This is a genomic window from Gemmatimonadota bacterium (genome assembly GCA_016209965.1).
Classification (GTDB): domain Bacteria; phylum Gemmatimonadota; class Gemmatimonadetes; order Longimicrobiales; family RSA9; genus JACQVE01.
This window is the reverse complement of the sequence record JACQVE010000352.1, coordinates 1-23,436: the sequence shown is the minus strand read 5'-3', so window position 1 is coordinate 23,436 and position 23,436 is coordinate 1. Positions and strand designations below refer to the sequence as shown.

Genomic DNA, 23,436 nt, shown 5'->3' with positions numbered 1-23,436 from the left:
CGAGCAGGTCACCTCGATCAGCAGCCGCCTCCAGCTCGGCACCTCCGCGCCCGACACCCGCAGCGCTCGGGCAGTGGCCCGCCCTCCCCGCAGCATCCATGGCGCGAGCCATGCCTCGATCTCCGGAGGCAGGTGGCCCAGCAGGTCGCCGCCGGGGAGATGCACCCAGATCCCGGGCTGGTCATCCAGCGGCGGGCCGGGGACCAGGAGCAGCTCATCACCTTCATGAACCCGGCTGAGATGCCGCGCCCGCTCGCCGAACACAGTGCCGTGGACTGTGGCGCGGAAGCGGTCGGGCGGTCGTGGTGGGAGCGGTACCATGGGATCGCGCATGGTCCGGGGATCACTTGCTCCGGGGATCAGCGGAAGTGGTCGCGCGAGCAACGTGGCCGGCGAGCCGGGCCTGGCATCGCCCGCGCAATGTAGGGCTGGCCGCCACGCTCGCCAAGGCGGCGGGCCGAAAGTGAGGCAATGGAGTATTATACGCGCGCTGTCATCCGGAGTTGCGACGCGCCTCTGGGGTCGCGGGATCTTAGGGGCGTCAGTCACGCGGGAAGAGCAAGACCATGGAACCGATCTACCTGGATCACGCCGCCACCACACCGCTTCGGCCCGAGGCATCAGAAGCCATGGCGCCCTATGCGGCAGAGCGCTTCGGCAATCCCTCGAGCATCCACCGGTGGGGGCGCGAAGCCCGCGCGGCGCTGGAAGAGGCGCGGGAGCGGCTGGCGGGGTTGCTGGGCGCCAAACGGCAGGAGATCATATTCACGAGCGGGGGCACGGAATCGGATAACCTCGCGCTGCTGGGCGCGTCGCGCGCGGCGGGGCGAGCGGGCCGGCCCGGGACGGTGGTCTGTTCCGCGATCGAGCACAAGGCCGTGCTCGGGGCGGCGCAGGCGGCGGCCCGCGAGGGGACGCTCCACCTACTGCTTGCCGTCGACGAGACGGGACGGCTCGAGCTTGGCGCGCTGGACGAGGCGCTCGCCGCCCGGCCGGCCGTGCTGTCGGTCATGTGGGTGAACAACGAGGTCGGCACGATCCAGCCGGTGCAGGAGGTCGCAGAGCGGTGCCGCGCGGCCGGCGTGCTGTTTCACACGGATGCCGTGCAGGCCGCCGGCCGGTTGCGCCTGCGGATGGACGAAACACGCTGCGACCTGCTGTCACTGAGCGCGCACAAGCTGGGCGGGCCGAAGGGGATCGGACTGCTCTACATCCGCGAGGGCGTCGAGCTGCTGCCGCTCGCGTACGGCGGCGGCCAGGAACGCGAGCTACGCCCGGGCACGCAGAACGTGGCGGCGGCGGTGGGCTTCGCCGCTGCGTCGGCTGCGGCCGAGCAGGAGCGGGAGCGCGAGGCGGCACGGCTCGGGGAGCTGCGGGACCGGCTCGAGGCCGGTCTCGCCAGGCGCATCCCGGACCTGGTGGTAAACGGCGCTGGCGCCCTGCGCGCGCCTCATATCCTGAACGTCTCGATCCCTGGCGCCGATCAGGAAGCGCTGCTCGTCGGGCTGGACCTCGAGGGCTTGGCCGTCTCGAGCGGCTCGGCGTGTCTGAGCGGCACGGTAAAGCCGAGCCATGTGCTCCTGGCCATGGGGCGCGGGGCAGAGAACGAGGCGTCAATCCGCGTGTCCCTGGGCCGTACTACCACGGCGGCGGCAATCGGCCGGGTGCTGGAGGTTATTCCTGCCGTGGTCGAGCGGTCGCGAGCGCTGGCGCACCAGTGAAGGCGGGCGCTGGCGCACCAGTCAAGGGAAAGGATAGCGCTGGGAAAGTGAACACCGTGCCCGCAGCGCAGAAGACGGTGCTGGTCGCCATGTCCGGCGGAGTGGACTCGTCCGTCGCTGCGGCACTCCTGCACGAGCAGGGATACCGCGTGATCGGCGCGACCATGAAGACGTTCTGCTACTCCGAAAACGCCGGACCAGGCCGGACGTGCTGCGGCCTGGAGGGCATTCAGGATGCGCGCCGGGTGTGCGACCGGCTGGGCATCCCCCATTACGTGCTGGACATGGAGGAATCCTTCGCGCGCGATGTGATCGAGGACTTCGTGCAGGAGTATGCCGCTGGCCGCACGCCTAACCCCTGCGTCCGCTGCAACTCGAACACCAAGATCCCTGACCTGCTACGCAAGGGGCGGATGCTGGGTGCCACCTACATCGCCACGGGGCACTACGCCCGGCGCGTCGGGGAGGGGGAGGCCGAGGTTCGCATTGCGCGAGGCGAGGACAGCGCGAAGGACCAGACCTATTTCCTGTGGGGCGTGCCCCGATCGGTCCTGCCGTTCCTGCTATTCCCGTTAGGCGAGCTGCGCAAGCCGGAAGTGCGCGACCTGGCCCGTCACCTGGGGCTCGCCACAGCGGAGAAGCCCGAGTCCCAGGAGATCTGCTTCGTGCCCAGCGGGGATTACAGCGAGTTCCTGCGCCATCGGCTGGGCAGCGGCCACGCCGCGCTTACTCCAGGTCCGCTGGTCACCTCGACGGGTGAGCTGGTGGGGCAGCATTCGGGATACGCGCGCTATACCGTAGGCCAGCGCCGGGGTCTGGGCGGCGGATTCCGCCGGCCGCTCTACGTGCTGGCGGTCCATCCCGAGCGCAACGAGGTGGTGGTAGGTGCAGCCGAGGAGCTCAGCCGGCGGAATGTCGTACTCGGCGACCTCAACTGGCTGGCTGAGCCGCCCGCGCCGGGAGAGCAGGTGCAGGCCCAGTTGCGGCACCGCGCGCCGGCGGTAGCGGCAAAGGTCGAGCGGGTCACTCGGGCGGTGGTCGAGCTGGCGCTCGAGCGGCCGCAGCGCGCCGTGACGCCGGGGCAGTCGGGCGTCCTCTACCGGGACGGCTTCCTGGTGGGCGGGGGTCGGATCCGCGGCGGCGGCCTGAGCGGCCTGATCAGTCCAGCGCGCGGGCGGCGCGCAGCATTTCCCGCAGTTCGGACTCCGGCAGTGTGACGACCAGCCGTTCCGTTTCCGCTTTATTGCCCTGCTGCTCGGCGTAGCGGGGCGTGAGCGAGCGGTCCGTCAGGCAGTCGAACACAATGCGTGCCGGCTCGGGCAGCCCAAAGGCGCCGGCCGAGGCGTAAGCCTCCCAGACCAGCAGATTCTCGTCCTGGAACGTCCGGCTCAGGCTAATACCGGAGCTTCGTGGCGCGGGCGAACTCGCGCATCAACTCTTCCTGCTCCGGACCCAACTGCTCCGGTACCACAATCTTCACCTGCACGAACTGATCGCCGCGCCGTCCACTCTTCTCGACGCCCTGGCCGGGGATGCGGAAGCGGGTCCCCGACTGCGTACCCGGCGGGATCTTCAGCGCCACTTTCTTGCCGTCCACCGTGCGCACCCGGATCTTCGAGCCCAGCGTAGCTTGCGCTACGTTGACGGGGATCGTGCAGTGCACGTTCAGCCCGTCGCGGCGGAAGAAGGCGTGCGGCTTCACCTGAAAGGTGATGACCAGGTCGCCGGGCGGCCCGCCACCCGTGCCGCGCTCGCCCTGGCCGGATAGCCGGATCTTCGAGCCGCTGTCCACACCCGCCGGCACGCCGAGCAAGATCTGCCGTTGCTCGCGCACGGTTCCAGCGCCGCCGCAGACGGGGCAGGGCTGGGTTGGAATTTGACCCCTGCCGTAGCAGGCCGGGCAGGGACGGGTGACGGCGAACCCACCCTGCCCGAAGGAGATCGTGCCTGTCCCGCCACATTCTGGGCAGGAACGCGGCCGCGTGCCCGGCGCGCCGCCGCTCCCGCGGCAGGTGGCGCATTCCTCCGCCACCGGCAGCGTGATGGGGAGCTTGCCCCCGCGCGCCGCCATGGTCAAGGAAATCTCGACCGAGTAGTCGATGTCCTGCCCCCGCTCCACGCCCGCCGCGCCTCGGCGGCGCCGGCCGCGGTCGAAGATCGAGCTGAACAGGTCGCCGAGACCACCCAGGTCGCTCAACTCCTCGAAAGAGAAGCGGATCCCCTCGGCACCGCCACCGCCCGCCTCGCCTCCCGCGCCACGGCGTGCGAACCCGGCAAACGGCCCCATGCGCCGCATGGTATCGTATTGCTTGCGCTTGGCCGGATCACCCAGCACCGCGTAGGCCTCGCCCACTTCCTTGAAGCGCTCGGCCGCCTGCGGATCGTTCGAGTTGGCATCCGGATGGTAGCGCTTCGCCAACTTGCGGTAGGCTTTCTTGATCTCCTCCGGCGTGGCCGTCTCCGCCACGCCCAGGAGGAGGTAATAGTTTTTGGACGTCGCCGCCGCCATTGCGTGCCCTACGCCTGGTGCTTCTTGACCTGAACCCTGGCCGGCCGGATCAGCACATCACGGAACCGGTAGCCGCGCTGGAACACCTCCGCGACCACCTCGTCCTCCTCGGCGTCCTCGGCCGGAGCCGTCATGACCGCTTCCATGGTAGCGGGGTTGAAGAACTCGCCCTGCGCCTCGATGGGCTCGAGCCCGGCGGACTCGAGCAGGTGGCGGAGCTTCTTTTCTACCAGTCGGGCCGCCTCCAGCAGAGCGTCCACGGACGCTGGCTCCGCGGACTGCTCGGCATAACGCTGCAGGTCATCCAACACATCCAGAAGCCGGCTGACCAGATCGGCCTGCGCGCGGACCCAGAGCTCTGCTCGCTCCCGATCCAGGCGCTTGCGGTAATTGTCGAATTCCGCCGCCAGCCGCAAATGGCGGTCGTTCAAGGCCGCCAGCTCGGACTGCAGAGCTGCGAGCTGCGCCGTGCTCGCCGCCAGCAGCGCCGACTCGCCCGCCAGCTCGGCTTCACCTGCGCCCGCGCCCACACCCCCATCCACAGGGTCCGTCCCACTTCTCATCGGCTCTTCCATGAACATACTTTCGGTATTCGGTATGGGGTTCCGGCGGCCGGGACATTTACCTGCATGCGCCGCACGATGCCCGCCCCGCCCACGGCCGGCGGATCCCGGCCCGCCTGCCGGCCGGATCGCGGCGCAGGGTGCAATCCCGGTGCCAGGCGGTAGCTGTCAAATCGGCAGCGCCTCAGGCCGGATGCCTGGCGACCCAGTCGCAGATCGCGTCCAGGGCGTCGTCATTGGCCGGCTCGTTGAGCACCTCGTGGTAGTAATCGGGGAAGATGCGTACCGTGACCAGGTCCGGCTGGAGCGAGCGTGCGAAGGTAGCCGTGCGCTGAGTATCGACGAGGCGGTCGTCACTGGCCAGCAGGAAGAGGAGCGGCACTCGGAGCCGCTCGCTGCGCTGCAGCACGAGCCCCATGGCGGCGGAGGCCTCGCTGAACAGCCGGGGCGTGATGGTGTCGTGCACGAGTGGGTCGTCCTTGTAATTCTGCACCACATGCGGGTCGCGGCAGAGGTGCTCGGCGCGGATCCTGGCCGCGAAGGGCAGGGACGGCAGCAGGCGGTTGAGTGCACCGGCGAGCGTAGTCTTCCAGCGCGGCACGGGCATGGCGGTGGCGAGCCAGGGCGAGACCAGTATGGCGCCGCGCAACGACTCGCCGTACTCCTCGAGGTATCGCAGGGCCAGTAGCCCACCCATCGAGTGTCCGAGCAGGAAGATGGGCAGTTCAGGAGCGATGAGCCCCATGACTTCGCGGCGGAATCGGTCCAGGTCCTGGAGCAGCACATCGAATCGTGCGGCGTGGCCGCGCCGCCCCTCGGAGCAGCCGTGGCCGCGCAGATCGAGGGCGAAGCACGAGATCCCGTTCCCGGTCATGGCCTCGGCGAAGGCAACGTACCTGGCGCTGTGCTCGCCCAGGCCATGCACAATGAGCAGCGCCGCGCTTGGTGCTGGGGCCTCCCAGGCGCGGTAGTAGAGGCGCAGCCCACGCACGCCCTCCAGAAACCCTTCGCTCCGCGTAAGCAACTGCGTCGTCATAGCACCTCCGTTCGCAGCATCCGCCACAGCGTAAGGAGCGCGGCCTGCGCGGCGCGCTCGCGTATCTCGAGTCGATCGCCGAGGAACCGGTGGCTTTCGATGCGGACCGCGTCCCTGACGGCGGCGGCCAGCCAGACCAGTCCGACGGGCTTCGCGGGCGTGCCTCCACTCGGCCCGGCAATGCCGGTCACCGCAATGGCCGCGTCCGCGCCACTGACACGGCGCGCGCCTTCCGCCATTTCGCGCACGGCCTCTCCACTCACGGCCCCATGATCGCGCAGTGTTCTTGGCTGGACGCCGAGCAGCGACTCCTTGGCCGAGTTCGCGTACGGCACAATGCCGGCGAGCAGGAAGGCGGACGCGCCCGGCCGATCCGTGAGGCGTCGGGCGATCAGCCCGCCCGTACAGCTCTCTGCTACGGCCAGGGTGAGCCCCCGCTCCGTACACTCGAGCGCGACCGCGTCTGCCAGGTCCTCGTCGCCGAGACCATAGATAAAGCGGCCGAGCCGGGACCGCAGCTCCGCCTCTGCCGCGTCCAGCATCCGCTCGGCTTCCTGGGCAGGGAGCACGCCCCAGCTCGTCAGCCTGAGATCCACGCCGGCGACGGTCGGTAGGGATGCCAGCGAAATCGGAGCCAGCTTCTGGACGACGTCATCCACCCGCTCGGCCAGCGCCGACTCCGGGATGCCCGCGGTCCTCAGCACGCGATGGCGGATCGGGCGGCCTCGCTCGGGCCAGCGTTCGAGCAAGAAGGGCAACACCGACTGCTCGACCAGCGTCTGCATCTCGGCGGGCACGCCGGGGAGCAGGATGGCGAGCCGGCCGCGCTCGTCCTCGAGCGCCAGGCCGGGCGCGGTGCCCCGCGGGTTGGGGAAAACGCGCGCCCCGGCGGGAACCAGCGCCTGCGTCCGGTTCAGCTCCGGCATCTCGAGGCCGCGCTCCGCAAACCGCTGCCGCACCTGATCCAGAAGTCGCCCATCCAACTGCAGCTCGCGCCCGAAGAGCGCTGCCACGACCGGCTTGGTCAAGTCGTCCCTCGTCGGGCCCAGCCCACCGGTGCAGAGCGCGGTGCCCATCCGGTCCAGCGCCTCCGAGATGGCGGCGGCAATCGCGGCGGGCTCGTCCCCTACGCTCGTGCGCCGTGCCACCCGGATCCCCGCCGCCGCCAGCCGCTGCCCCAGCCAGGCACTGTTCCGGTCGACGATCTCACCCAGCAGCAGCTCGTTGCCAATCGTGACCAGCTCGAGGGCGGGTGCGGCGGGCGCACCCGTCACGCGGCCGACCGCCGCGGCATGCGCCAGTTCCAGAGGTAGACGGCCATCGAATACACGGTCAGCAGTACGGCGAGGGCGAGGGCGAGAGCCAGGACCGCGCCATGGAACTCCTGCCAGAGATGCCAGAGCTGCCCCGCCCACGCTTCGCTCCGGGCCAGGGTCTGGAGCGCGTACCAGAGCAGGACGGAACCGACGAAGATGTTCTGCGTGACGGCCTTGTATTTCCCCGCTTTCCCGGCCGGGATCACGACCCCGCGCCCCGCCGCGACCGCACGTATGGCGGTGATCAGCAGCTCGCGGCCGAACACCACGAGCAGCACCCAGAGCGGCAGCTCGCCCCAGTGGGGGAGCGGGCCGACCGGCGTGGCACGGTGCGACAGCATGTAGAAGGGCACGAACGTCGCCGCCAGCAGCAGCTTGTCGGCAATCGGGTCGACCAGCTTGCCAAAATCCGTGATCCAGCCGTACTTCCGCGCCAGGTAGCCGTCCCAGAGGTCTGAAACCGCCGCCACGACGAAGAGGAAAAACGCGATCAGCCGGGCGGTGAAGCCAGGCACAAAGACCAGAAAGAAGATGGCCGGTGCCATGAGGATGCGGGCCACCGTGATCGCGTTGGGCAGGGTGCTGCGGCAGAGCACGGGCATGGGCTCAGCCCAGAGTTTTCAGGACGAGCTTGCTCACGGCTTTGAGCGTGTCGAATACGCCGACGCCCTGCGTAGCGATCGCTTCGAAGTCGGGCAACCCCGAGGGGTTGAGCTGTGCCCGCATCTCCTCGACCGGCAGCCGGTTCGGCAGGTCCTGCTTGTTGTACTGCACGACCAGCGGAAGCTGCTCCGCGTCATACCCGTACTCGGCCAGGTTGTCGTACAGGTTCTGCATGGACGCCAGGTTCGCGGTCAGCCGCTCCGCCTGCGAATCCGCCACGAAAACCACACCGTCCACACCCTTCAGGATCAGGCGCCGGCTCGCGTTGTAGTAGACCTGCCCCGGCACCGTGTACAGATGGAAGCGTGTCTTGAACCCGCGGATCTCCCCCAGGTCCACGGGCAGGAAGTCAAAAAACAGGGTGCGCTCCTGCTCCGTGGCCAGGGAGATCAGCTTGCCCCGCGTCTCCGGATTGACCTTGCTGTAAACACACTCGATGTTCGTGGTCTTGCCGCCCAGCCCTGGGCCGTAGTACACGAGCTTGCAGTTGATCTCACGGCTGGCGTAGTTGATCATGGACATGGGCGGATCCCCGGTCTACTCGGCGAACAGCCGGTCGATCTCGTCGACCACGTCATCGACCCAGCCCTCTTCCAGTTCCGGTGCGCCGGTGCGGGGGCGCTCGGCCATGGCGGAGAACAGCGTGTCTAACTGCGGCACCAGCCCGCGGATCTTCAGCCTCACGAGTCCCAAGGTCGTGCGCGAGTCGAAGAGCACCGCGAGGATGGCGCGGCGGCCCACATCCACCAGGTACATGCAGAGCTGCTCGCCCTGGTGGTACAGGGAGCTGAACTCCTGCTCGCCGAGCAATTCGGCGAGCCGATCACTGGCGGCAAAATCGGCTGCGGCGAGCGAGGCAAAAGCGGTGCGATCCAGGGCTTCCGTTTCGCCTGCCACGCTCAGCAGCCGGCCGGCCCGGTCCAGGAGCAGGGAGCAACGCGCCCGGGTCTCGACGTTGAAGGCCTCGAGGAGCTGATCCAGCCGCTCGAGGTCGCGCGGCTCCAGCGCGGAAATGGCAGCGCGCGTCATCCGGCCACCTCCTCGGGCGGCTTCACTCCCGCTTGCAGGTTGTCCTCCATCCGCTCCAGGATCTGGGCAGCGCGTCGCCTGAGCAGCGGCCTCGGCTCCCAGGCGACAAAGTCGCGCAGCAACTGTGCGGCCTCCACCGTCGCTTCCCGGCCGGCGAGGTAGCCCAGGGCGGCCAGCCGTCGCAGCGGGTGTGCACTGAACAGGTTGCGTCGGTGACGCGAAATCTGATCGCGTACCACGACCGCCCCCAGCGCGAGCAGCGCACCGGCCATGATCAGCACCAGTCCGGCCGTCTTGAACGAGCGCCCTGCCCTCATCGACCTCCTCGTCCGTCCCAGCCTGTATGGCTACAGCTCGCGGCGGCCCGCCAGCGCCTCGGCGATCGTCACCCCGTCGGCGTATTCGAGATCGCCGCCCACGGGCAGCCCGCGGGCCAGCCGGGTGACCCGAACGCCCAAGGGACGCAGCAGTTTCTGAAGGTACACCGCTGTAGCCTCCCCCTCGACGCTGGGGTTCGTGGCTACAATGACCTCGAACACGGCGCCGCCATCCCGCACCCTGGCCACGAGAGAGCTGATCGCCAGCTCGTCCGGGCCGACCCCCTCGAGCGGAGAAAGCCGGCCGCCCAGCACGTGATAGAGGCCGCGATACTCGCCCGTACGCTCGATCGCGCCGATGTCCGAGGCCTCCTCCACCACGCAGATCAGGGATGTATCGCGACGGGGATTGCTGCAAAATGCGCACGGGTCCTGCTCGGTGAGGTTGCCGCAGCGGGAGCAGGGCCGTACATCGCGCGCCACGGCCTCCAACGCGCGAGCCAGCCGCTGGATCTCTTCGGCCGGACGTTTCAGCAGGTAATAGGTCAGCCGCAGCGCAGTCTTGCGGCCAATGCCCGGGAGGCGCGCAAACTCGACGGTCAGATCCTCAATGACCGCCATAGGCGATCACAAGATATTAGGAAGCTGGAACGGTAGGGGCAGCCCGCCTGCCAGCTTGCGCAGCTCCTCCTCGTACAGGGCGTAGGCTCGCTGCTGCGCCTCCGAAATGGCCGCCATGACGAGGTCCTCCAGCATCTCCACGTCCTGCGGATCGACTACGCTCGCGTCGACCCGTACCTCGCGGATCCGCCCCCGCCCGTCTGCCGTTACCGTCACCATTCCCCCACCGCTGGAGCACGTCACGCTACGGTTCCCCAGCTCCGTCTGGAGCTGGTTCAGACGGGCCTGCATCTGCTGGCCCATCTGGAGGAGCTGCTGCAGATTCGTCATTTTGCCGTAGACCTCTCCTTGCGGGAAAAAGTCAAGATAGGAAGCGCCGCGAGAAGGCCGCAAGCGCCACCCGACAGGGCGCAGGCAACTTCCCGAAACACCGGCCCGCGTCGCGGTTCCCCCGCTCCAGGCTTCTACCACGCGCCGCGGCAGGGAGTTCCGGCAAAAGGTCAAAAAAACTCAAAGCCGCCAGGCATCCTCGCAGTGCTCGATCACGCAGGAACCGCCGGGCAGAAGCAAGACGGCCACGGCGTCAAAACGGTACATGTCGCCTGGCCGGCCGTGACGCGCGACCCAGGCGCGCGCCACGCGCTCGATCTCCTGCCGCTTCGCTCGGGTAATGGCCGCCAGAGGGTGGCCGTAGCCCAGCCCCGCGCGCGTCTTGACCTCGACGAAGGCGACAACCTCGCCCCGTCGCACCACCAGGTCGATCTCCTTATGGCCAAGGCGGAAGTTGCGCGCCAGAATCCGCCAGCCGCGCCGCCGCAGCTCGCTCGCGGCAAGCGCTTCACCGCGCCGGCCCAGCACGTGCCCGCGCTCGCCCGCGTCGTGTTGCCGTCCCACGCCGCGCATGCAGCCGGCGCGGTCGGGGCGGCGCCATAGCGCGGGGGGACAGCCGGGTGGCCGAATCCACCACTGAGCGGGAGCCAGGGCCCGGGCGCGGCGCTGGCTGGTCGGGAACCGGACGTCTTGGAGAGGGGCGGGCGGGTTTCGCCGGTACTTGCGAATTCGCCCACTTACAGATCGGTGGCGGAAAGGTCGTCCGCAGCGGCGTCGTGGTCGTCTTCGAGCCCCTCGAGGTCCTCGCCCAGGTCTTCGCCCAGCTCCGACCCCATCTGCTTTACGAACCGCTGAACGCTGCCGGGATCGTTTTCATCGATACCACCCCACCGGGCGGGATCGGCGAGGCTGTCGAGCCGGGCCTCCTCGGAGCGCAGCAGTGCAACGCTGGAGAGGAGGCGGGTCATCTGCTCACTGCCGCAGGCCTTGCATGCGGGTTGGAAAGGCGGTTCGAGCTTCCGCACCAGGAAGCTCTGTTTCCTGCGACAGGCCTGACACTGGTATTCGTAGATGGGCATGGCGGGGATCTCTATTCCAGAAGCTCGAGGTCCCATTCCTCGACGGCGCGGCCGAGGAGCGGCTCGTCGCGCGTGAGGCGCGTGAGCTGCTGATCGCGCACGCCGGCGGGTGGCAGGGGCGAAGGCTGCGGCGCGCCTCCCTCCTGGCGGATTTCGAGCTGGATGCCGCGTCCAAGCTGCTGGGCCATCCCCTGTTCCAGGGCCTGTCGCGCCGCGGGGTCGTCCGACAGGCGCTCGGCTCCCGGACCGGCCGGCAGGGCGAGGGTGACGCTGCGGGCATCTGCGCCTACAACGCGCGCGGCCTTGAGCAGCAGTGCGAGCCCGCGCGGCAGGCCCTGCCCCTGTTCGAGCACGGCGTGCAGCGCCGCCTCGGCCGCCTCCTGCTCCGGGGTGGTGGCTCGGCGCGGGGCGGTGCGTGGCGGAGGGTGCGGAGGCGGCGTCGGCGGCACCGGCATGGTCTCGGGCCGCTGTACGACCTCCTCGCCTATCCTGGCCGCCCCGGCCGTGCTGGCGCGAATCAGCTCCTCGATCTCGATGGTGCGGTCCAGGTGCGCGAAGCGCAGCAGCAGCGCCTCCAGGAGCAGGCGCGGGCTCGCGCTCTTGCGCAGCCGCCCGTCGGCATCCAGCTCGACGACCTGCGCCAGCATGCGCAGCAGGTCTCCCTCCTGGAACCTGGCCGCCTGGCCGGCGAACGCCTCCCGCAAATCTTCCCGTACCTCGGCGGCGTCGGCACCCTGGAACTTCACGACGAGCAGGGTGCGGACGGCGTCGGCGAGGCCGCGGTAGAACTCGGCCGGGTCGTACCCCTCGTCCAGCAGCCGCTCGACGAAGCGGAACACTTCGCCATGGCGCCGCTGGGCGACGATCTCGAAGACTTCGAGGTACAGCTCTTCGCCCACCAAACCCAGCACGCGGCGCACGTCTTCCGAGGTCACCCGGCCGCCGGAGAAGGAAAGGACCTGGTCCAGCAGTGACAGGGCATCCCGCAGCCCCCCCTCCGCACGCCGGGCCAGCGGCACCAGCGCCTGCTCCTCGGCTTCCACGCCCTCGGCCGCCAGCACCGAGCGCAGCCGCGACACAATGGCCGCCACACTGATGCGCCGGAAATCGAACCGCTGGCAGCGCGACAGGATGGGCGGCGCCGATTGCTGGATCTTCTGCGGCTCCGTGGTGGCAAAGACGAAGATGACCCGCGGCGGCGGCTCCTCCAGGATCTTGAGCAGCGCGTTCCACGCCTCGCGTGTCAGCATGTGCGCTTCATCAATGATGTAGACCTTGTAGCGCTTCTCGTCCGTGGGCGCGTACATGGCCCGCTCCCGCAGCTCGCGGGCATCTTCCACGCCGCGGTTCGAGGCGGCGTCGATCTCGACCACGTCCAGGGAAGTGCGCCCCGCCCAGATCCGGTCGCACGACTCGCACTCGCCACACGGCTCGCCCGACTCGCCCCGCGCCGGACAGTTCAGCGCCATGGCCAGCACCCGTGCCGCCGTCGTCTTCCCTACCCCGCGAGGCCCAGAAAAGAGGTAGGCGTGCGCCACGCGGCCGCACGCCACCGCCGCCTTCAGCGTCTCGGAAACGTGCTCCTGCATGGCCATCTCGCCGAAGCGCCGAGGCCGATACAGGCGAGCCAGAGCCGTACGCGTCGTCGACATCCTTGCTCGGGATCAGAGGTAGAGCGAGCTTCCAGGTCAGGTTAAACCGCGGGGCCCAGCCCGGCAAGCCGGGCGGCGGGCAGGCGCCGGAGCAGAACAAGAAACGGCCCCAGGCCGATCGTAGCGACGCTCACACCACTTACCGCTGCTACCTGCGCGGTCCTGACGGGGTTCGTGAGCTCGCGCCCTACGGGCCTGGGGCGCGCTCCTTCCACTGTGGCAACGTAACCCGCTTGGGGTGCGGGGTCAAGGCGGGTGCCGCCAAATGTTTGGTAGAGGAGCCTTGCATCATGGTGGAGCACCGCCGGCTGCTGCATGGAGACGGGTGCAGCGGAAGGGAGGCATGGAGACATGGCCGGTCTCGACTTCAGGCGAGCGACGGATCTCTTCCTGGGGACGGAGGGCGAGCTAGCATTGGCGCTGGGGCTCAGCCCTGCAGACATCCAGCAGTACCGGAAAAGTCCCGGCCGGGTGACGCCGGAAGTGCTGATGCTGCTGGGCCAGGTGCTGGTCGAGCGCGGGCGTGGCATGGTCCGGGTGGGCGAGCTGCTGCAGGAGCAGGGACCGGGTCCGGCCGGTGTGCGTCCCTCTGGCGGCCCGAGTGTGCACTAAGTGGTCGAATCCGCGAATACGCCCGCATTCGGCCGCCCATCCATCCCCGCTGGCTGCTCGGCGCCCGGTGCGTGGGCGTACTTACGAACTCGACCACTGAACTACTGGCTCGTCCCCGAAGTCAGGACGGGATTGGCCGCGCCCTGGATCGCCAGTTCGGCATCGGTCACCCGCCAGCCCGAGCCCGAACTCGGGGCCGGGCCGGCCGCGGATTCCGGCTGCTGGGACGCGGGGCTTCGGTGGACGCTCGTCAGGGGAGCGGCTCAGACGGCGGGGGCGCCCGCAGCCAGTGCGAGCACGAGTCGCCGGCCAATGGCTTCCGCGATGAGTCCGACTTGCGCAACCAGCTCTTCGAATTGCCGGGGCGCGAGCGACTGCGCGCCATCCGAAAGGGCGTGATCGGGGTCCGGATGGACCTCGACCAGGAGCCCATCGGCGCCGGCCGCGACGGCGGCCCGGGCCATGGGGATCACCTTGTTGCGCAGCCCCGTGCCGTGGCTGGGATCCGCAATCATGGGCAGGTGCGAGAGCGAATGGACGACGGGGATCGCGGTCAGGTCGAGCAGGTAACGCGTATGGTCGTCGAAGCCGCGCACGCCGCGCTCGCACAGGATCACCCGCTCGTTGCCTTCCGCCAGGATGTACTCGGCACTGAGCAGCAGCTCCCTGATGGTTGCGGCCAGGCCCCGCTTGAGCAGGACCGGCTTGCCCGTGCGGCCGGCGCGGCGGAGCAGCGGATAATTCTGCATGTTGCGCGCGCCGATCTGGATGATGTCCGCGTAGTCGGCAACCAGCTCGACGGTCTCGGGCTCGAGCGCCTCGGTCACAATCGCGAGTCCCGTCTCCTCCCGGGCGCGGGCCAGATACTCGAGCGCCCGCTTGCCCAGCCCCTGAAAAGAATAGGGCGACGTTCGCGGCTTGAACGCGCCGCCGCGCAGCACGGTGGCGCCCGCGGAACGGAGCGCATGGGCCGCGCTCAGGATCTGCTCTTCGGATTCTACCGAGCAGGGCCCCGCCATGAGCACCACCTCCGCGCCGCCGATCCGCGTGCCGTTGTCCAGCTCGATGATGGTGGGCTCCGGACGCCATTCCCGCGAGACCTGCTTGTAGGGCTGGCTGACGTGTATCACCTGCAGCACGCCGGGCAACGCCTCCAGCGCACTGCCGTCCACCTTCCCATCGTTGCCGATCAGGCCGATCGCCGTGCGCTGCTTCCCGGGGATGGGCCGCGCCTCGTACCCCATCTCCTGGATCACTTCGATCACGCGCCGCACATCCTGCTCGGCCGCGTTGTGACTCATGACTACCAGCATGGCTGCCGCTGCTTCAGGAGGAAAACCACAGGTGTGATGACCACGGCAATGTAAGCCCTGCCGCGTGGGCAGGCCAGCGACGCGGCGCGTTCAACCGCCCACCCGGAGCCGCATGCCATCCTCCGCCACACGGACGGGCCCCTCCCAGCCGGCGGCCGCGACGCGGGCCGGCAGCGTTCCCCGGTCGAGTTGCGGGTACACGTGGCTCAGGACCAGTTGGCGGGGGGCGGCGAGGCGGGCGAGCTGGGCCACTCGGGAGGGCGTGAGGTGTGTCTCCACGGCCAGCTCGTCCGGCAGTGAGCATTCCGTCAGGAGCAGGTCGACGCGGGCGAGAAAGCGGCCCAGTCGCTCGTCGAACCCCGTGTCGCCAGTATATCCGAGGCTGCCGTCGCTAGCGTCGATGCGGAAGGCCAGAGATGTCGCCGTGTGCGGCGTCGCCTGCGCACTGAGCGATACGCCGTCGCCCAGCTCCACCGTCTGACCGCCGGCCAGTTCGCGGATCGTCAGGGGGAAACCGGGGTCCAGCATGTAGCTGCCGAACGCATCTGCCAGCTTACGGAAGAGTGCGGCGGTGCCGAGAGGCCCCAACACAGCCAGCGGCGCGGTCCGCGGCCCGGCCAGCCCGTGCTTCAGCGCGAACAGCAGCATGGGCAGGTCGCCGCTGTGGTCAGTATGGAAATGGGACAGCAGGACGTGCGATACGGCGCTCCACGGCAGGGCGAAGCGCGCCAGGTGGTGCACTGCCCCAGGCCCGCAGTCCAGCAGGATACGCTGATTTCCGGCGGCAATGAAGTAGCAGGCGCAGACGCGCTCGGCATCGGGTACGAGGGTGCCGGAGCCCACGACAGTCATGTCCATGGCTCCCCCGCTAGTCGGGGAGGAAGAGCATGCGCCGGATCTGGGTGCCGGCCGAGGTCCTCATGCGCAGAAGGTACACGCCGCTGGGCACGCCGCGGCCTTCCTCATCCCGGCCGTCCCAGGCGGTCAGCACGCACGGATCGGGGCGGCCGAGCCCCTCGCGACCGTAGAGTCCGGGATCCAGCTCCACGGCTGCGCACCCGGCCAAAGGCACCAGCCGGCGCACCAGCCGTCCCCGCAAGTCGTAAACCGCCAGTTCGACCAGCGTGCGCCGGTCCAGGTCGAACCAGATCTCGGTGATTTCCGTGTCACGCCCCGGTCGCGGGAAGGGGTTGGGGAAGTTCTGATAGAGCAAAGTCGCGGGGGGCTGGTCCGTGCTGGTGACCACGAAGGGCGCCACGCTTTCCACGGTATCGGCCGCGCCCAGCGGGGAGCGCGCAATGACGCGCCAGCGGTAGGGGTGATTGTAGGCGAGCGGCTCCGCCGTCACGGTCGTGTCGGTCAGGCCGGGGAATAGCTGCACGATCTCCCCCGTCTGGGCGGACACGACCTGCACGTCAAAGGTCAGCGGCCCCACGGGCGGCAGAGCAGTGAGCGCGGACCAGACCAGCCGCGGGCGCACCGCTGCCGTGAACGTGCCGCTGGGCGAGTTCAGCGTCTTCAGTCGCACCCAAGGGGGCAGCGTGAGCGGCGCCTGCTGAGCCGCAATTCGCCGGACCCCCCCACCGGTCTCGGCCACGATGCGCCACCACAACCCATCCCTGGGGTGCAGCGCCTGCCGCAGGCGAATCGAAAACGCGTTCACGACGGAGTCGCGGTAGAGTATGCTCGCGAACTGTGAGTCGCTGGAGATTTCGAGGCGGTAACGTACCGGGCCGGCGCGTGGGTGGACGCGCGGGACGGCCCACTGGAACTCGGGCGACAGGCTGGTCAACGTCCCTGCGCCCGCGATGCCCAGAACGCGCAAGGAGCTGATGCCCTCCGGGAACACGACCGCAGAGGCCACGTCGGGCACGCCGGCGCCGACGGCATTGTCCGGCGCACGCGCCCGGCTGGCGGAGAGGCTGAGCGCCCGGCGCACGTCCATAGGGCCCAGCTCAGGCCATGCCTCGAGCAGCAGGGCGGCGGCGCCGGCGATCAGGGGCGTCGCGATACTGGTGCCACTAACCTGGTCGTAGGACGTGCGGCCGCGGGCGGACGCGGCGAGCACATCCACGCCCCGCGCTGCCAGGTCCGGCTTGATGCGTCCGTCGGCCGTCGGCCCGCGGCTGGACTCGCGCCATGCTTGTCCCAGCGAGTCGACCGCGCCGACGGCAATGATGCTGTCGGCATCGGCCGGAGCGAAGAGGCTGAACGGCGCCGGGCCGGCGTCACCCATGGCGTTCACGACCAGCACCCCGCGCCTCGCGGCCTCGTCGGCCGCTATGCTGGCTACGCTGACGTCGCCGTTCAAGTCCGCCTCGCCGTAGCGGAACCCGTCGTCGAAAGCCTTGTAAGTCAGCGAGGAGCTGACAATGCGGGCACCCATCGAATCGACGGCCCACTCGAGTCCCGCCACCCAGCGGTCCTCGTCCGCGCGCGGGAAGGCAGCGACGTCGTCGACCTTGGCCAGCACGAAGGTGGCGCCCGGGGCCGGCCCGACCAGGCGGCCGGGTCGATTCCCGCCGAGCAGGGACCATACCCAGGTGCCGCGCAGCTCGGCGTCCGGGTGGTCTCCAGGCTGGTTCGCGACCACTGAGTCGCCGCCGAGGAAATCCCAGGCGGCTTTGACCCGAGCGCTGTCCAGCGCTTCGTGCTCCCGGCTGAAGCCGGTATCCAGCAGGGCTATGACGATGCCGTTCCCCGTGAGGCCGAGCGCGTGCGCGCCGGGCACTCCGAGCTGTTCGAGCGGCGAGGTGGCGGCAGTCAGCTCGTTCCCCGCCTCCGTTGGCGGGCTGGCCGGGCCATGGGCGGTTCCCGCCGTGACCGCGGCCGCGGAGGTGAGCGATCCGCGCGCTGCGGCCGCCAGTAGCGGCTCCGCCAGCGAGGCCCGCACCGGCCGAATTTCTTGAACTTCCGGAAGCTGGCGCAGCCGCTCGAGGGTCGCGGAATCGGCCCAGGCGCTGACCGCGCCCAGCCAGCGGCTGGCGTAGCGGATCCGCGCGCCAGCGGCCCGGATTCGGAGCAGGGTTTCCGGTGTCACCGGTGCGGCGCGGGTTGGGAGCTTGGCAGCGCGTGCTGCCGCACCCCGGTTCGTCGGCGGCCCCGCAGGAAGCGAGGTCTCCGCCACCCCGGGCCGAAGGAAGACCCAGACGATCCGTGGGGGTGGTGTATCGGGCGGCAGCGCCCGTCCGGCCGCTCTGGCGCCCGCCTCTTGGGCCTGCGCGGGAAGGGTCAGGAGCAGGAACAGCAGGGCTGCCCACTTCGCGGCCGCGCTACGAAACGGCTTGCGCGCCGGCAATGACATCTTCCAGCCGCACGCCCACAACGGAACTCACGCCGGGTTCCTCCATGGTCACGCCGTAGATCCAGTCGGCGGCTTCCATGGTGCGGGGGTTGTGGGTGATGACAATGAACTGGGTCTCCGCCTTGAACTGGCCGACCATGGCGAGGAAGCGGCCGATGTTGGCCTCATCGAGCGGGGCATCGACCTCGTCGAGGACGCAGAAGGGGCTGGGCTTGACCAGGTAGATGGCAAAGAGCAGGGCCAGCGCGGTAAGTGCGCGCTCGCCTCCACTGAGCAGGTGGATGCGCTGCGTCCGCTTGCCGCGGGGCGAAGCGGAGATCTCGATGGTGGACTCGAGCGGGTCCTCCGGGTTCTCGAGCCAGACGTCGCATTCGCCGCCCTCGAACAGGGTCTCGAACGTGCGACGGCAGTTCGCGCGGATCTGCTCGAAGGTCTCAATGAACATCTGCCGGGCCGTACGGTTGATCTGTCGGATCGCGGCCTGCAGGTCGTCGCGCGCGCGGCGCAGGTCCTCGCGTTGCGTAGTCAGGAACTCGAGCCTGCGACTCTCCTCCGCGTGCTCTTCCATGGCCAGCATGTTGACGGGCCCGAGGCGTTCGAGGTCCGCCGCCACGGCCTGGAGCTCTGCCCGGAGTGCTTCCGGCTCACCCTTCGCCGGCTCCGTGCTCTGCAGGAGCTGCTGGAAGGGGCGGCCCCACTCGCCCTCGAGGCGCTCCCGGATCGCACGGTGTGCGCTCTCCGCGCCCGCACGCTCAAGTTCGATGCGGTGCCGCTGCTCGGTCAGCTCCTCGGCAGCGGCGCGCAGGCCGCGGATCCGGCCTTCGAGCTGCGCAGTCGCCTCGCTCGTCGCGGACAGCCGTTCTTCGACTGCGCGCAGCTCGCCGGCAAGGGCATCGCGCTGCTGGAACAACTCTTCGAGTGCGGCACCGGCATCGGCGTGCAGCCCTTCGAGCTGCCCCAACGCGCGGCGGTGTTCGGCTTCCTCGTTGTCCAGAGCGGCGCGGCGGCCACCGGTCTGGGTGAGCTCCTGGCGCACGGCGACGAGACGCTGCTCGAGCCCCGCGGCCGCGCTTTCGGCGCGTGCATGGGCCACGCGGATCTCCGACTCCTCGTCGCGCACCTGCTCCCAGAGCAACTGCTGCTCGGCCAGGCCGCGAGCCGAGGCTTCGGCGACGCTCGCGAAATGGGCACGCTCCGCCTCGAGACTTGTGCGGTCCTGCGCCGCCCGTGCCTGCGCCTGGCGGGCCTCCTCGATTACGAGCTGCAACTCGGCATGCCGCCGCTCCACTTCGCGATTTGCACGCTGGACGCGTTCCCGGTCCAGCGCACGGGACTGGTCATCGGCTTGCGCACGGCGCAGCACCGCCTCGACCTCTGAGAGCCGGGACTCCAGCTCGCGGCGGGCGGTCTCGGCGCCGGCCAGCAGTTCCGCCGCCGCCACGCGCGCGCCCGCTTCTTCATCGCGCGCCCGTGCCGCCGCCTCAGCCGCCGACCGCGCCTGTGCAACTCGCTCCGCCCGGCCCAGAATAGCTGGCTCGCCCCTGGCGCTGCCTGCGAACTCGAAGGCCTCGAGCAGCGCTTCCAGCCGGGGGAGCGCATCCTGGGGCAGCAGCGCGAGAGGCCCTTTATCCGCAGCGTGCTGCGCCAACCAGTCCCGCACGCGCTTGCCGGCCGCGGCATCTCGCACCACTAGCGCCTGCAGCAACGAGCCGAGCGTCGCCTCGACCGCCGCCGCGGTAGCTGGCGGCAGCTCGAGCAGGCGCGCAACCGGACCCACGAGCCCTTCCAGGCGATCCTGCGCTGCCAGCGCGGCGGCCACCGCGGGCGCAAAGCCATGGAAGTCCCGTTCCAGGGCTTCCAGCGCGCGGATCCGGCCGGCCAGCAGGTCGGCCTGCTCCTCTGCGTCCGCGAGTCTGTGTCGCGCCCGGTCGTGACGCGCCTCGAGCTCGCGGACGCGCTGCATTCCCTCCCGGTGCTCCGCTTCCAGCTCCGCGTGCGCGGAAGCCAGCTCGCGAACGCGCTCGCCAAACAGGTCACGCTGCTCTTCCAGCCGTGCCCATTCTGCTTCCAGCTCGCGTTGTTCACCGTCGAGTCGAGATAGCCGCGCCTCCAGCTCGCCCACGCGGGCGCCCGCGGCAGCAGCATCGCCCTCGACCTTCGCCAGCCGCTGAATCAGCTCCTGTGCCAGGGAGCGCTGCAGGCTATCCTGGTGGCGCAGCTCCTCCAGCTCCGCGCGCACCACCTGCTGGCGCGCCTGGAGGCCAGCCAGCCGTTCGGCGTGTTGTTCGAGGACCGCTTGCTCACCGGCGCGCGCCTCCCCGAGGGAGCGGAGCTCCTCTTCCAGCTCGGCAGCTCGGCGGCGTAACTCCTCGCGCTCCGCGCCGATCTGGGCAAGCCGGCGCTCCGCGTGCGTGCCGCGTTCGTCGGCCAGGGCCAGCTCCCGTTCCCGCTCCGTGAGGCGCCCGGTCCGCTCTGCCAACCGACCGGCCAGCTCGCCGCGCTCGCGGGCCGCATCCGCGGAACGGAGCCGGTAGGCCTCGAGTCCCACCTCCGCCGCGGCAAGCGCAGCTCGCGCGCCCGCCTCTTCCTGCGTGAGGCTCGCCAGGCGCGCCGCGGTCTCGTCGAGCGCCGCCCCCGCCCGCTGCAATTCGCCCAGCGCGACTGCCAGTTCGAGTGCCAGCCGTCGCTGGCGCAGCTCATCGAAGCGCCGCGCCCGGCGCTGCTGCCTGGCCAGGCTGCGGACCTTCGATTCGACTTCCCCGATCACATCCTCGAGGCGGGCCAGGTCAGACTCCGCAAGCTCCAGCCGCCGTTGCGCCGCCCGGCGTCGATCCTTGTAGCGGCCGATACCCGCCGCCTCCTCGAAGAGGTGCCGGCGCTCGTCCGCACGGTCCGATAGGATCGCGTCCACCATACCTTGCTCGATCACGGCATAGGCGTTCGCGCCCAGCCCCGTGTCGCGGCACAGGTCCAGAATGTCGCGCAGCCGGCAGGGCGCGCGGTTCAGCTCGTACTCGCTGCCGCCTTCCCGGAACACCGTGCGCCGCATCTCGATCTCGTCGTACGGCAAAGCCAGCCGCCGCGCCTCGTTCGAGAAGATGAGCGCCACCTCGGCCCGGCTCACCGGCCGCCGCTCGACCGTGCCCTGAAAGATGGCCTCGTCCATCCGCGCACTGCGGATGGCCGAGGCGCGCTGCTCGCCCAGGACCCAGCGGATGGCATCGCTGATATTAGACTTGCCGCAGCCGTTCGGACCCACGATGACGGTGATCCCGTCGTGGAACCGCAGTTCGGTACGGTCGGCGAAAGACTTGAATCCGTGGAGGGTGAGGCGCCGCAGCTTCATGCGGCGGGACGGCCCCTACGTTTCGCCAGGGGCGCGGTGACGCCGACTGTGCGCAGGTTTCGCGCCATGAGGTCAGTTTCGGCGGGTCCCTCGAAGGCGCCGCCGTAGAGCCGGAATCGAGATGTCCCCTGCGGCCCGCTCTGCTCGACCACATAGGCGGGGACAGACAGCTTGGAAAGCTCCATTACCCTGGCCTGCGCCGCCTCACGAGTCTGGTACTCGCCCAGGTCGAAGGCCCAGATCGTGGCCCGGACCGTCCAGGGCTCGACCGCCGTCTTGTGACCGGCCTCGACCAGTCGCCGCATGATCGCCATCGCTGCCGCTGTATCCGCCGCCGGCCCAGCCATCACCCGATAATAGGCCACACTGTCCACCAGCACGGGCGTTACATAGAACTCGATTCCGGGCTCGGCCGCACGCAGCAGATCGACGCGCGTCTGCGCGACCTCGAACCTCCGATGCGCCTCGAGGTTCACAGAATAGGGGAGCGGGACCTCCCGCAACGGCGGCGCCGAAGCCGTGCCGCCGGCCCCGGCCTCCGCCGCCTGCCCGGCCTCCGCCGCGTCGGCGGAAGCAGCTCCCGGCACTGTGCCGGCACCCTGCTCCCTCGCATTGTCGGCTGCACCCGCGGCCGGGGCGGCCGATGAAGCGGAGCTACGCGGCGCCTCCCGCCGGACGCGATCCAGCAGCGGGAGCCCCACCCGGCGCGCATCGATGCGCACGTTCAAGACCGGCACGCTTACCGGGCTGGCCCAACGGATGCTGAACCAGCCGGCCGTCACCGCCACCAGGCCGGTGCCCGCCCAGATCCAGCGCCGGGAGGAGCGGCGCGGCGTGGGCCGTCCCTCCGGGATGTACGGCTCATCCAGGAGTTCGTGTTCCGATGGCGCATCCGCGGCAAAGGGGTCGACGGGAAGGGCGCCCCCTTCCTCCGGGGCAGGAGTCCGGTGCGGCGCCCCTCTGGCCGCGATCAGCCCCCCCCGCGCAGCCTCGAGGGGGAGCTGCGGCTGTGGCTGCAGCTCGGGCTCCAGTCCCGGCGCCGTCTCGGGCGGTGCCGCACCAGACTCCCACTCTTCCAGCGCCGGCGGCGTCTCCAGTGAGGGCTCATCGACCAACCGGAGCCAGCTATCCACTTCGGCTGCGGCGGCCTCGACCGCGGGGGCCGGGAATGGTTCGAGCGCGGGTAATTCGTCGAGCGGCCCGGGCTCGTGCCCTGCCGGAGGTGCGGGAGCCGCCGCTAAATCGGCGCCCTCCACCGGCCGAAGCGCGGCCACTACGTGGCTGTCCGATGGGAGCACGGCCACCACGTCCTCCTGCTCGCCGTTACCGGCCAGCACGACGGCGTGGCCGAAGCGCTTCGCCAGCACCTCGAGACCTGCCGCATCAGCGGGCACGTAGGCCAGCAACGTCGTTCCGCGCCTGCCGTATTCCGCGAGCAGCCGCTCCCAGCGCGGGTGCATCAGCACTTCGGCCGGATCTGGCGCCCGAGGCCCGGCGGGCAGGAACTGGAAGGACCGGCCGGCGGGCGAGAGGGCCACATGGCGCAGGGAAGCGCCGAACAGGAAAACATCCGCCACGCCTTGCGGATCGCGTGCGCCCAGCAGTTCGCCCAACTCCTGGGTGGCCAATGACAGGTCTGCAAGCAGAAGTGGCCGGCCAGCCTCGCCCAGCGCCTGGGCTAATGCGAGCGCGGTCTGCGCGGCCCAGCCGCTCCGGCGTGCGCCAGCTCCCGCCACCAGGAGGATGGCGCGTGGCGCCTCCGCCCCCAGGATCTGGCCCACCGCGGGCGGAAGCAATCCGCCCCTGGGGTCAAAGGGTTCTGCAGCGGGCAATGGACCAGGTGTCATTCGCGCTCCGGCCGCCAGACGCTCGAGCTTCTACGCTAACACGGCATGGCAAGACAGCTCACACGGAGAGGAGCTCCACTAATCATAAATGGCTGCAGGGAAAAGATAAAGGTGGTGCGGCGGTGTGGCGGGGGGGGCCGCGGCCGCCCGGCCCCCCCCCCCCCCCGCGGAGGGCGGG

Annotated in this window: 21 protein-coding genes, 1 other RNA gene and 1 pseudogene; 3 read left to right on the top strand and 20 right to left on the bottom strand. The window is 69.9% G+C overall.

From position 1 onward, the window contains the following. The coding region (locus HY703_14110) for a hypothetical protein (protein ID MBI4546318.1) at positions 1-333 on the bottom strand (333 nt) is incomplete at its 3' end. Positions 334-566: 233 nt separating this feature from the next. Between HY703_14110 and HY703_14105 the strand changes: the two genes are divergently transcribed. Then, complete coding sequence (locus tag HY703_14105; protein ID MBI4546317.1) at positions 567-1,721, top strand: cysteine desulfurase; 1,155 nt, start codon at positions 567-569, stop codon at positions 1,719-1,721. A gap of 89 nt (positions 1,722-1,810) precedes the next feature. Then, positions 1,811-2,938 carry a tRNA 2-thiouridine(34) synthase MnmA gene (gene mnmA, locus HY703_14100; protein ID MBI4546316.1) on the top strand — a complete coding sequence of 376 codons (1,128 nt, stop codon included), beginning with the start codon at positions 1,811-1,813 and terminating at the stop codon, positions 2,936-2,938. 176 nt (positions 2,939-3,114) lie between these two features. On the opposite strand, the gene dnaJ is transcribed toward mnmA, so the two are convergent. From dnaJ to ffs, 14 genes are all read right to left on the bottom strand, one after another. Continuing rightward, entirely contained in the window at positions 3,115-4,230 is a 1,116-nt protein-coding gene (gene dnaJ / locus HY703_14095; GenBank protein ID MBI4546315.1) for a molecular chaperone DnaJ, read from the bottom strand. An 8-nt stretch (positions 4,231-4,238) separates the two neighbouring features. After that, positions 4,239-4,793 carry a nucleotide exchange factor GrpE gene (locus tag HY703_14090; protein ID MBI4546314.1) on the bottom strand — a complete coding sequence of 185 codons (555 nt, stop codon included), beginning with the start codon at positions 4,791-4,793 and terminating at the stop codon, positions 4,239-4,241. A gap of 184 nt (positions 4,794-4,977) precedes the next feature. Further along, positions 4,978-5,829 carry a lysophospholipase gene (locus HY703_14085; protein MBI4546313.1) on the bottom strand — a complete coding sequence of 284 codons (852 nt, stop codon included), beginning with the start codon at positions 5,827-5,829 and terminating at the stop codon, positions 4,978-4,980. Further along, complete coding sequence (locus HY703_14080; protein ID MBI4546312.1) at positions 5,826-7,103, bottom strand: competence/damage-inducible protein A; 1,278 nt, start codon at positions 7,101-7,103, stop codon at positions 5,826-5,828. Before HY703_14080 ends, HY703_14085 begins: the two co-directional genes overlap by 4 nt. Next, positions 7,100-7,747 (bottom strand): CDP-diacylglycerol--glycerol-3-phosphate 3-phosphatidyltransferase, encoded by a 648-nt coding sequence (pgsA, locus tag HY703_14075; protein MBI4546311.1) that lies wholly within the window; start codon positions 7,745-7,747, stop codon positions 7,100-7,102. The genes HY703_14080 and pgsA overlap by 4 nt, the downstream gene beginning before the upstream one ends. Before the next feature lie 4 nt (positions 7,748-7,751). Next, positions 7,752-8,330 (bottom strand): gliding-motility protein MglA, encoded by a 579-nt coding sequence (locus HY703_14070; GenBank protein MBI4546310.1) that lies wholly within the window; start codon positions 8,328-8,330, stop codon positions 7,752-7,754. Positions 8,331-8,345: 15 nt separating this feature from the next. Continuing rightward, positions 8,346-8,837, bottom strand: a complete 492-nt coding sequence (locus HY703_14065) for a roadblock/LC7 domain-containing protein (protein ID MBI4546309.1) — start codon at positions 8,835-8,837, stop codon at positions 8,346-8,348. After that, on the bottom strand, positions 8,834-9,154 hold the full coding sequence (locus tag HY703_14060; protein MBI4546308.1) for a hypothetical protein: 321 nt from the start codon (positions 9,152-9,154) through the stop codon (positions 8,834-8,836). Before HY703_14060 ends, HY703_14065 begins: the two co-directional genes overlap by 4 nt. Before the next feature lie 30 nt (positions 9,155-9,184). Further along, complete coding sequence (recR, locus tag HY703_14055; protein MBI4546307.1) at positions 9,185-9,775, bottom strand: recombination protein RecR; 591 nt, start codon at positions 9,773-9,775, stop codon at positions 9,185-9,187. Between the two features lie 6 nt (positions 9,776-9,781). Continuing rightward, positions 9,782-10,105: a YbaB/EbfC family nucleoid-associated protein gene (locus HY703_14050; GenBank protein ID MBI4546306.1), complete on the bottom strand. Its 324-nt coding sequence runs from the start codon at positions 10,103-10,105 to the stop codon at positions 9,782-9,784. A gap of 180 nt (positions 10,106-10,285) precedes the next feature. Continuing rightward, complete coding sequence (locus HY703_14045) at positions 10,286-10,678, bottom strand: YraN family protein (protein MBI4546305.1); 393 nt, start codon at positions 10,676-10,678, stop codon at positions 10,286-10,288. Between the two features lie 164 nt (positions 10,679-10,842). After that, entirely contained in the window at positions 10,843-11,184 is a 342-nt protein-coding gene (locus tag HY703_14040) for a zinc ribbon domain-containing protein (GenBank protein ID MBI4546304.1), read from the bottom strand. An 11-nt stretch (positions 11,185-11,195) separates the two neighbouring features. Then, positions 11,196-12,836 (bottom strand): DNA polymerase III subunit gamma/tau, encoded by a 1,641-nt coding sequence (gene dnaX, locus HY703_14035; protein ID MBI4546303.1) that lies wholly within the window; start codon positions 12,834-12,836, stop codon positions 11,196-11,198. A gap of 104 nt (positions 12,837-12,940) precedes the next feature. Then, an RNA gene (gene ffs, locus HY703_14030) (signal recognition particle sRNA small type) lies at positions 12,941-13,037 on the bottom strand. A gap of 150 nt (positions 13,038-13,187) precedes the next feature. Here ffs and HY703_14025 point away from each other — a divergent pair. Beyond that, positions 13,188-13,448: a hypothetical protein gene (locus tag HY703_14025; protein ID MBI4546302.1), complete on the top strand. Its 261-nt coding sequence runs from the start codon at positions 13,188-13,190 to the stop codon at positions 13,446-13,448. A gap of 263 nt (positions 13,449-13,711) precedes the next feature. Here the strand turns inward: HY703_14025 and aroF are convergent, their stop codons facing one another. From aroF to HY703_14000, 5 genes and pseudogenes are all read right to left on the bottom strand, one after another. Next, a complete protein-coding gene (gene aroF, locus HY703_14020; GenBank protein MBI4546301.1) occupies positions 13,712-14,761 on the bottom strand; it encodes a 3-deoxy-7-phosphoheptulonate synthase in 1,050 nt (349 codons plus the stop codon). Between the two features lie 90 nt (positions 14,762-14,851). Then, complete coding sequence (locus tag HY703_14015) at positions 14,852-15,619, bottom strand: ribonuclease Z (GenBank protein ID MBI4546300.1); 768 nt, start codon at positions 15,617-15,619, stop codon at positions 14,852-14,854. Between the two features lie 10 nt (positions 15,620-15,629). Beyond that, positions 15,630-18,065 carry a S8 family serine peptidase gene (locus HY703_14010; protein MBI4546299.1) on the bottom strand — a complete coding sequence of 812 codons (2,436 nt, stop codon included), beginning with the start codon at positions 18,063-18,065 and terminating at the stop codon, positions 15,630-15,632. Beyond that, positions 18,034-21,411: pseudogene (locus tag HY703_14005) on the bottom strand (AAA family ATPase). The gene HY703_14010 and the pseudogene HY703_14005 overlap by 32 nt, the downstream one beginning before the upstream one ends. Next, positions 21,408-23,258, bottom strand: a complete 1,851-nt coding sequence (locus HY703_14000; GenBank protein ID MBI4546298.1) for a hypothetical protein — start codon at positions 23,256-23,258, stop codon at positions 21,408-21,410. The pseudogene HY703_14005 and the gene HY703_14000 overlap by 4 nt, the downstream one beginning before the upstream one ends. Between the last annotated feature and the right edge of the window lie 178 nt (positions 23,259-23,436).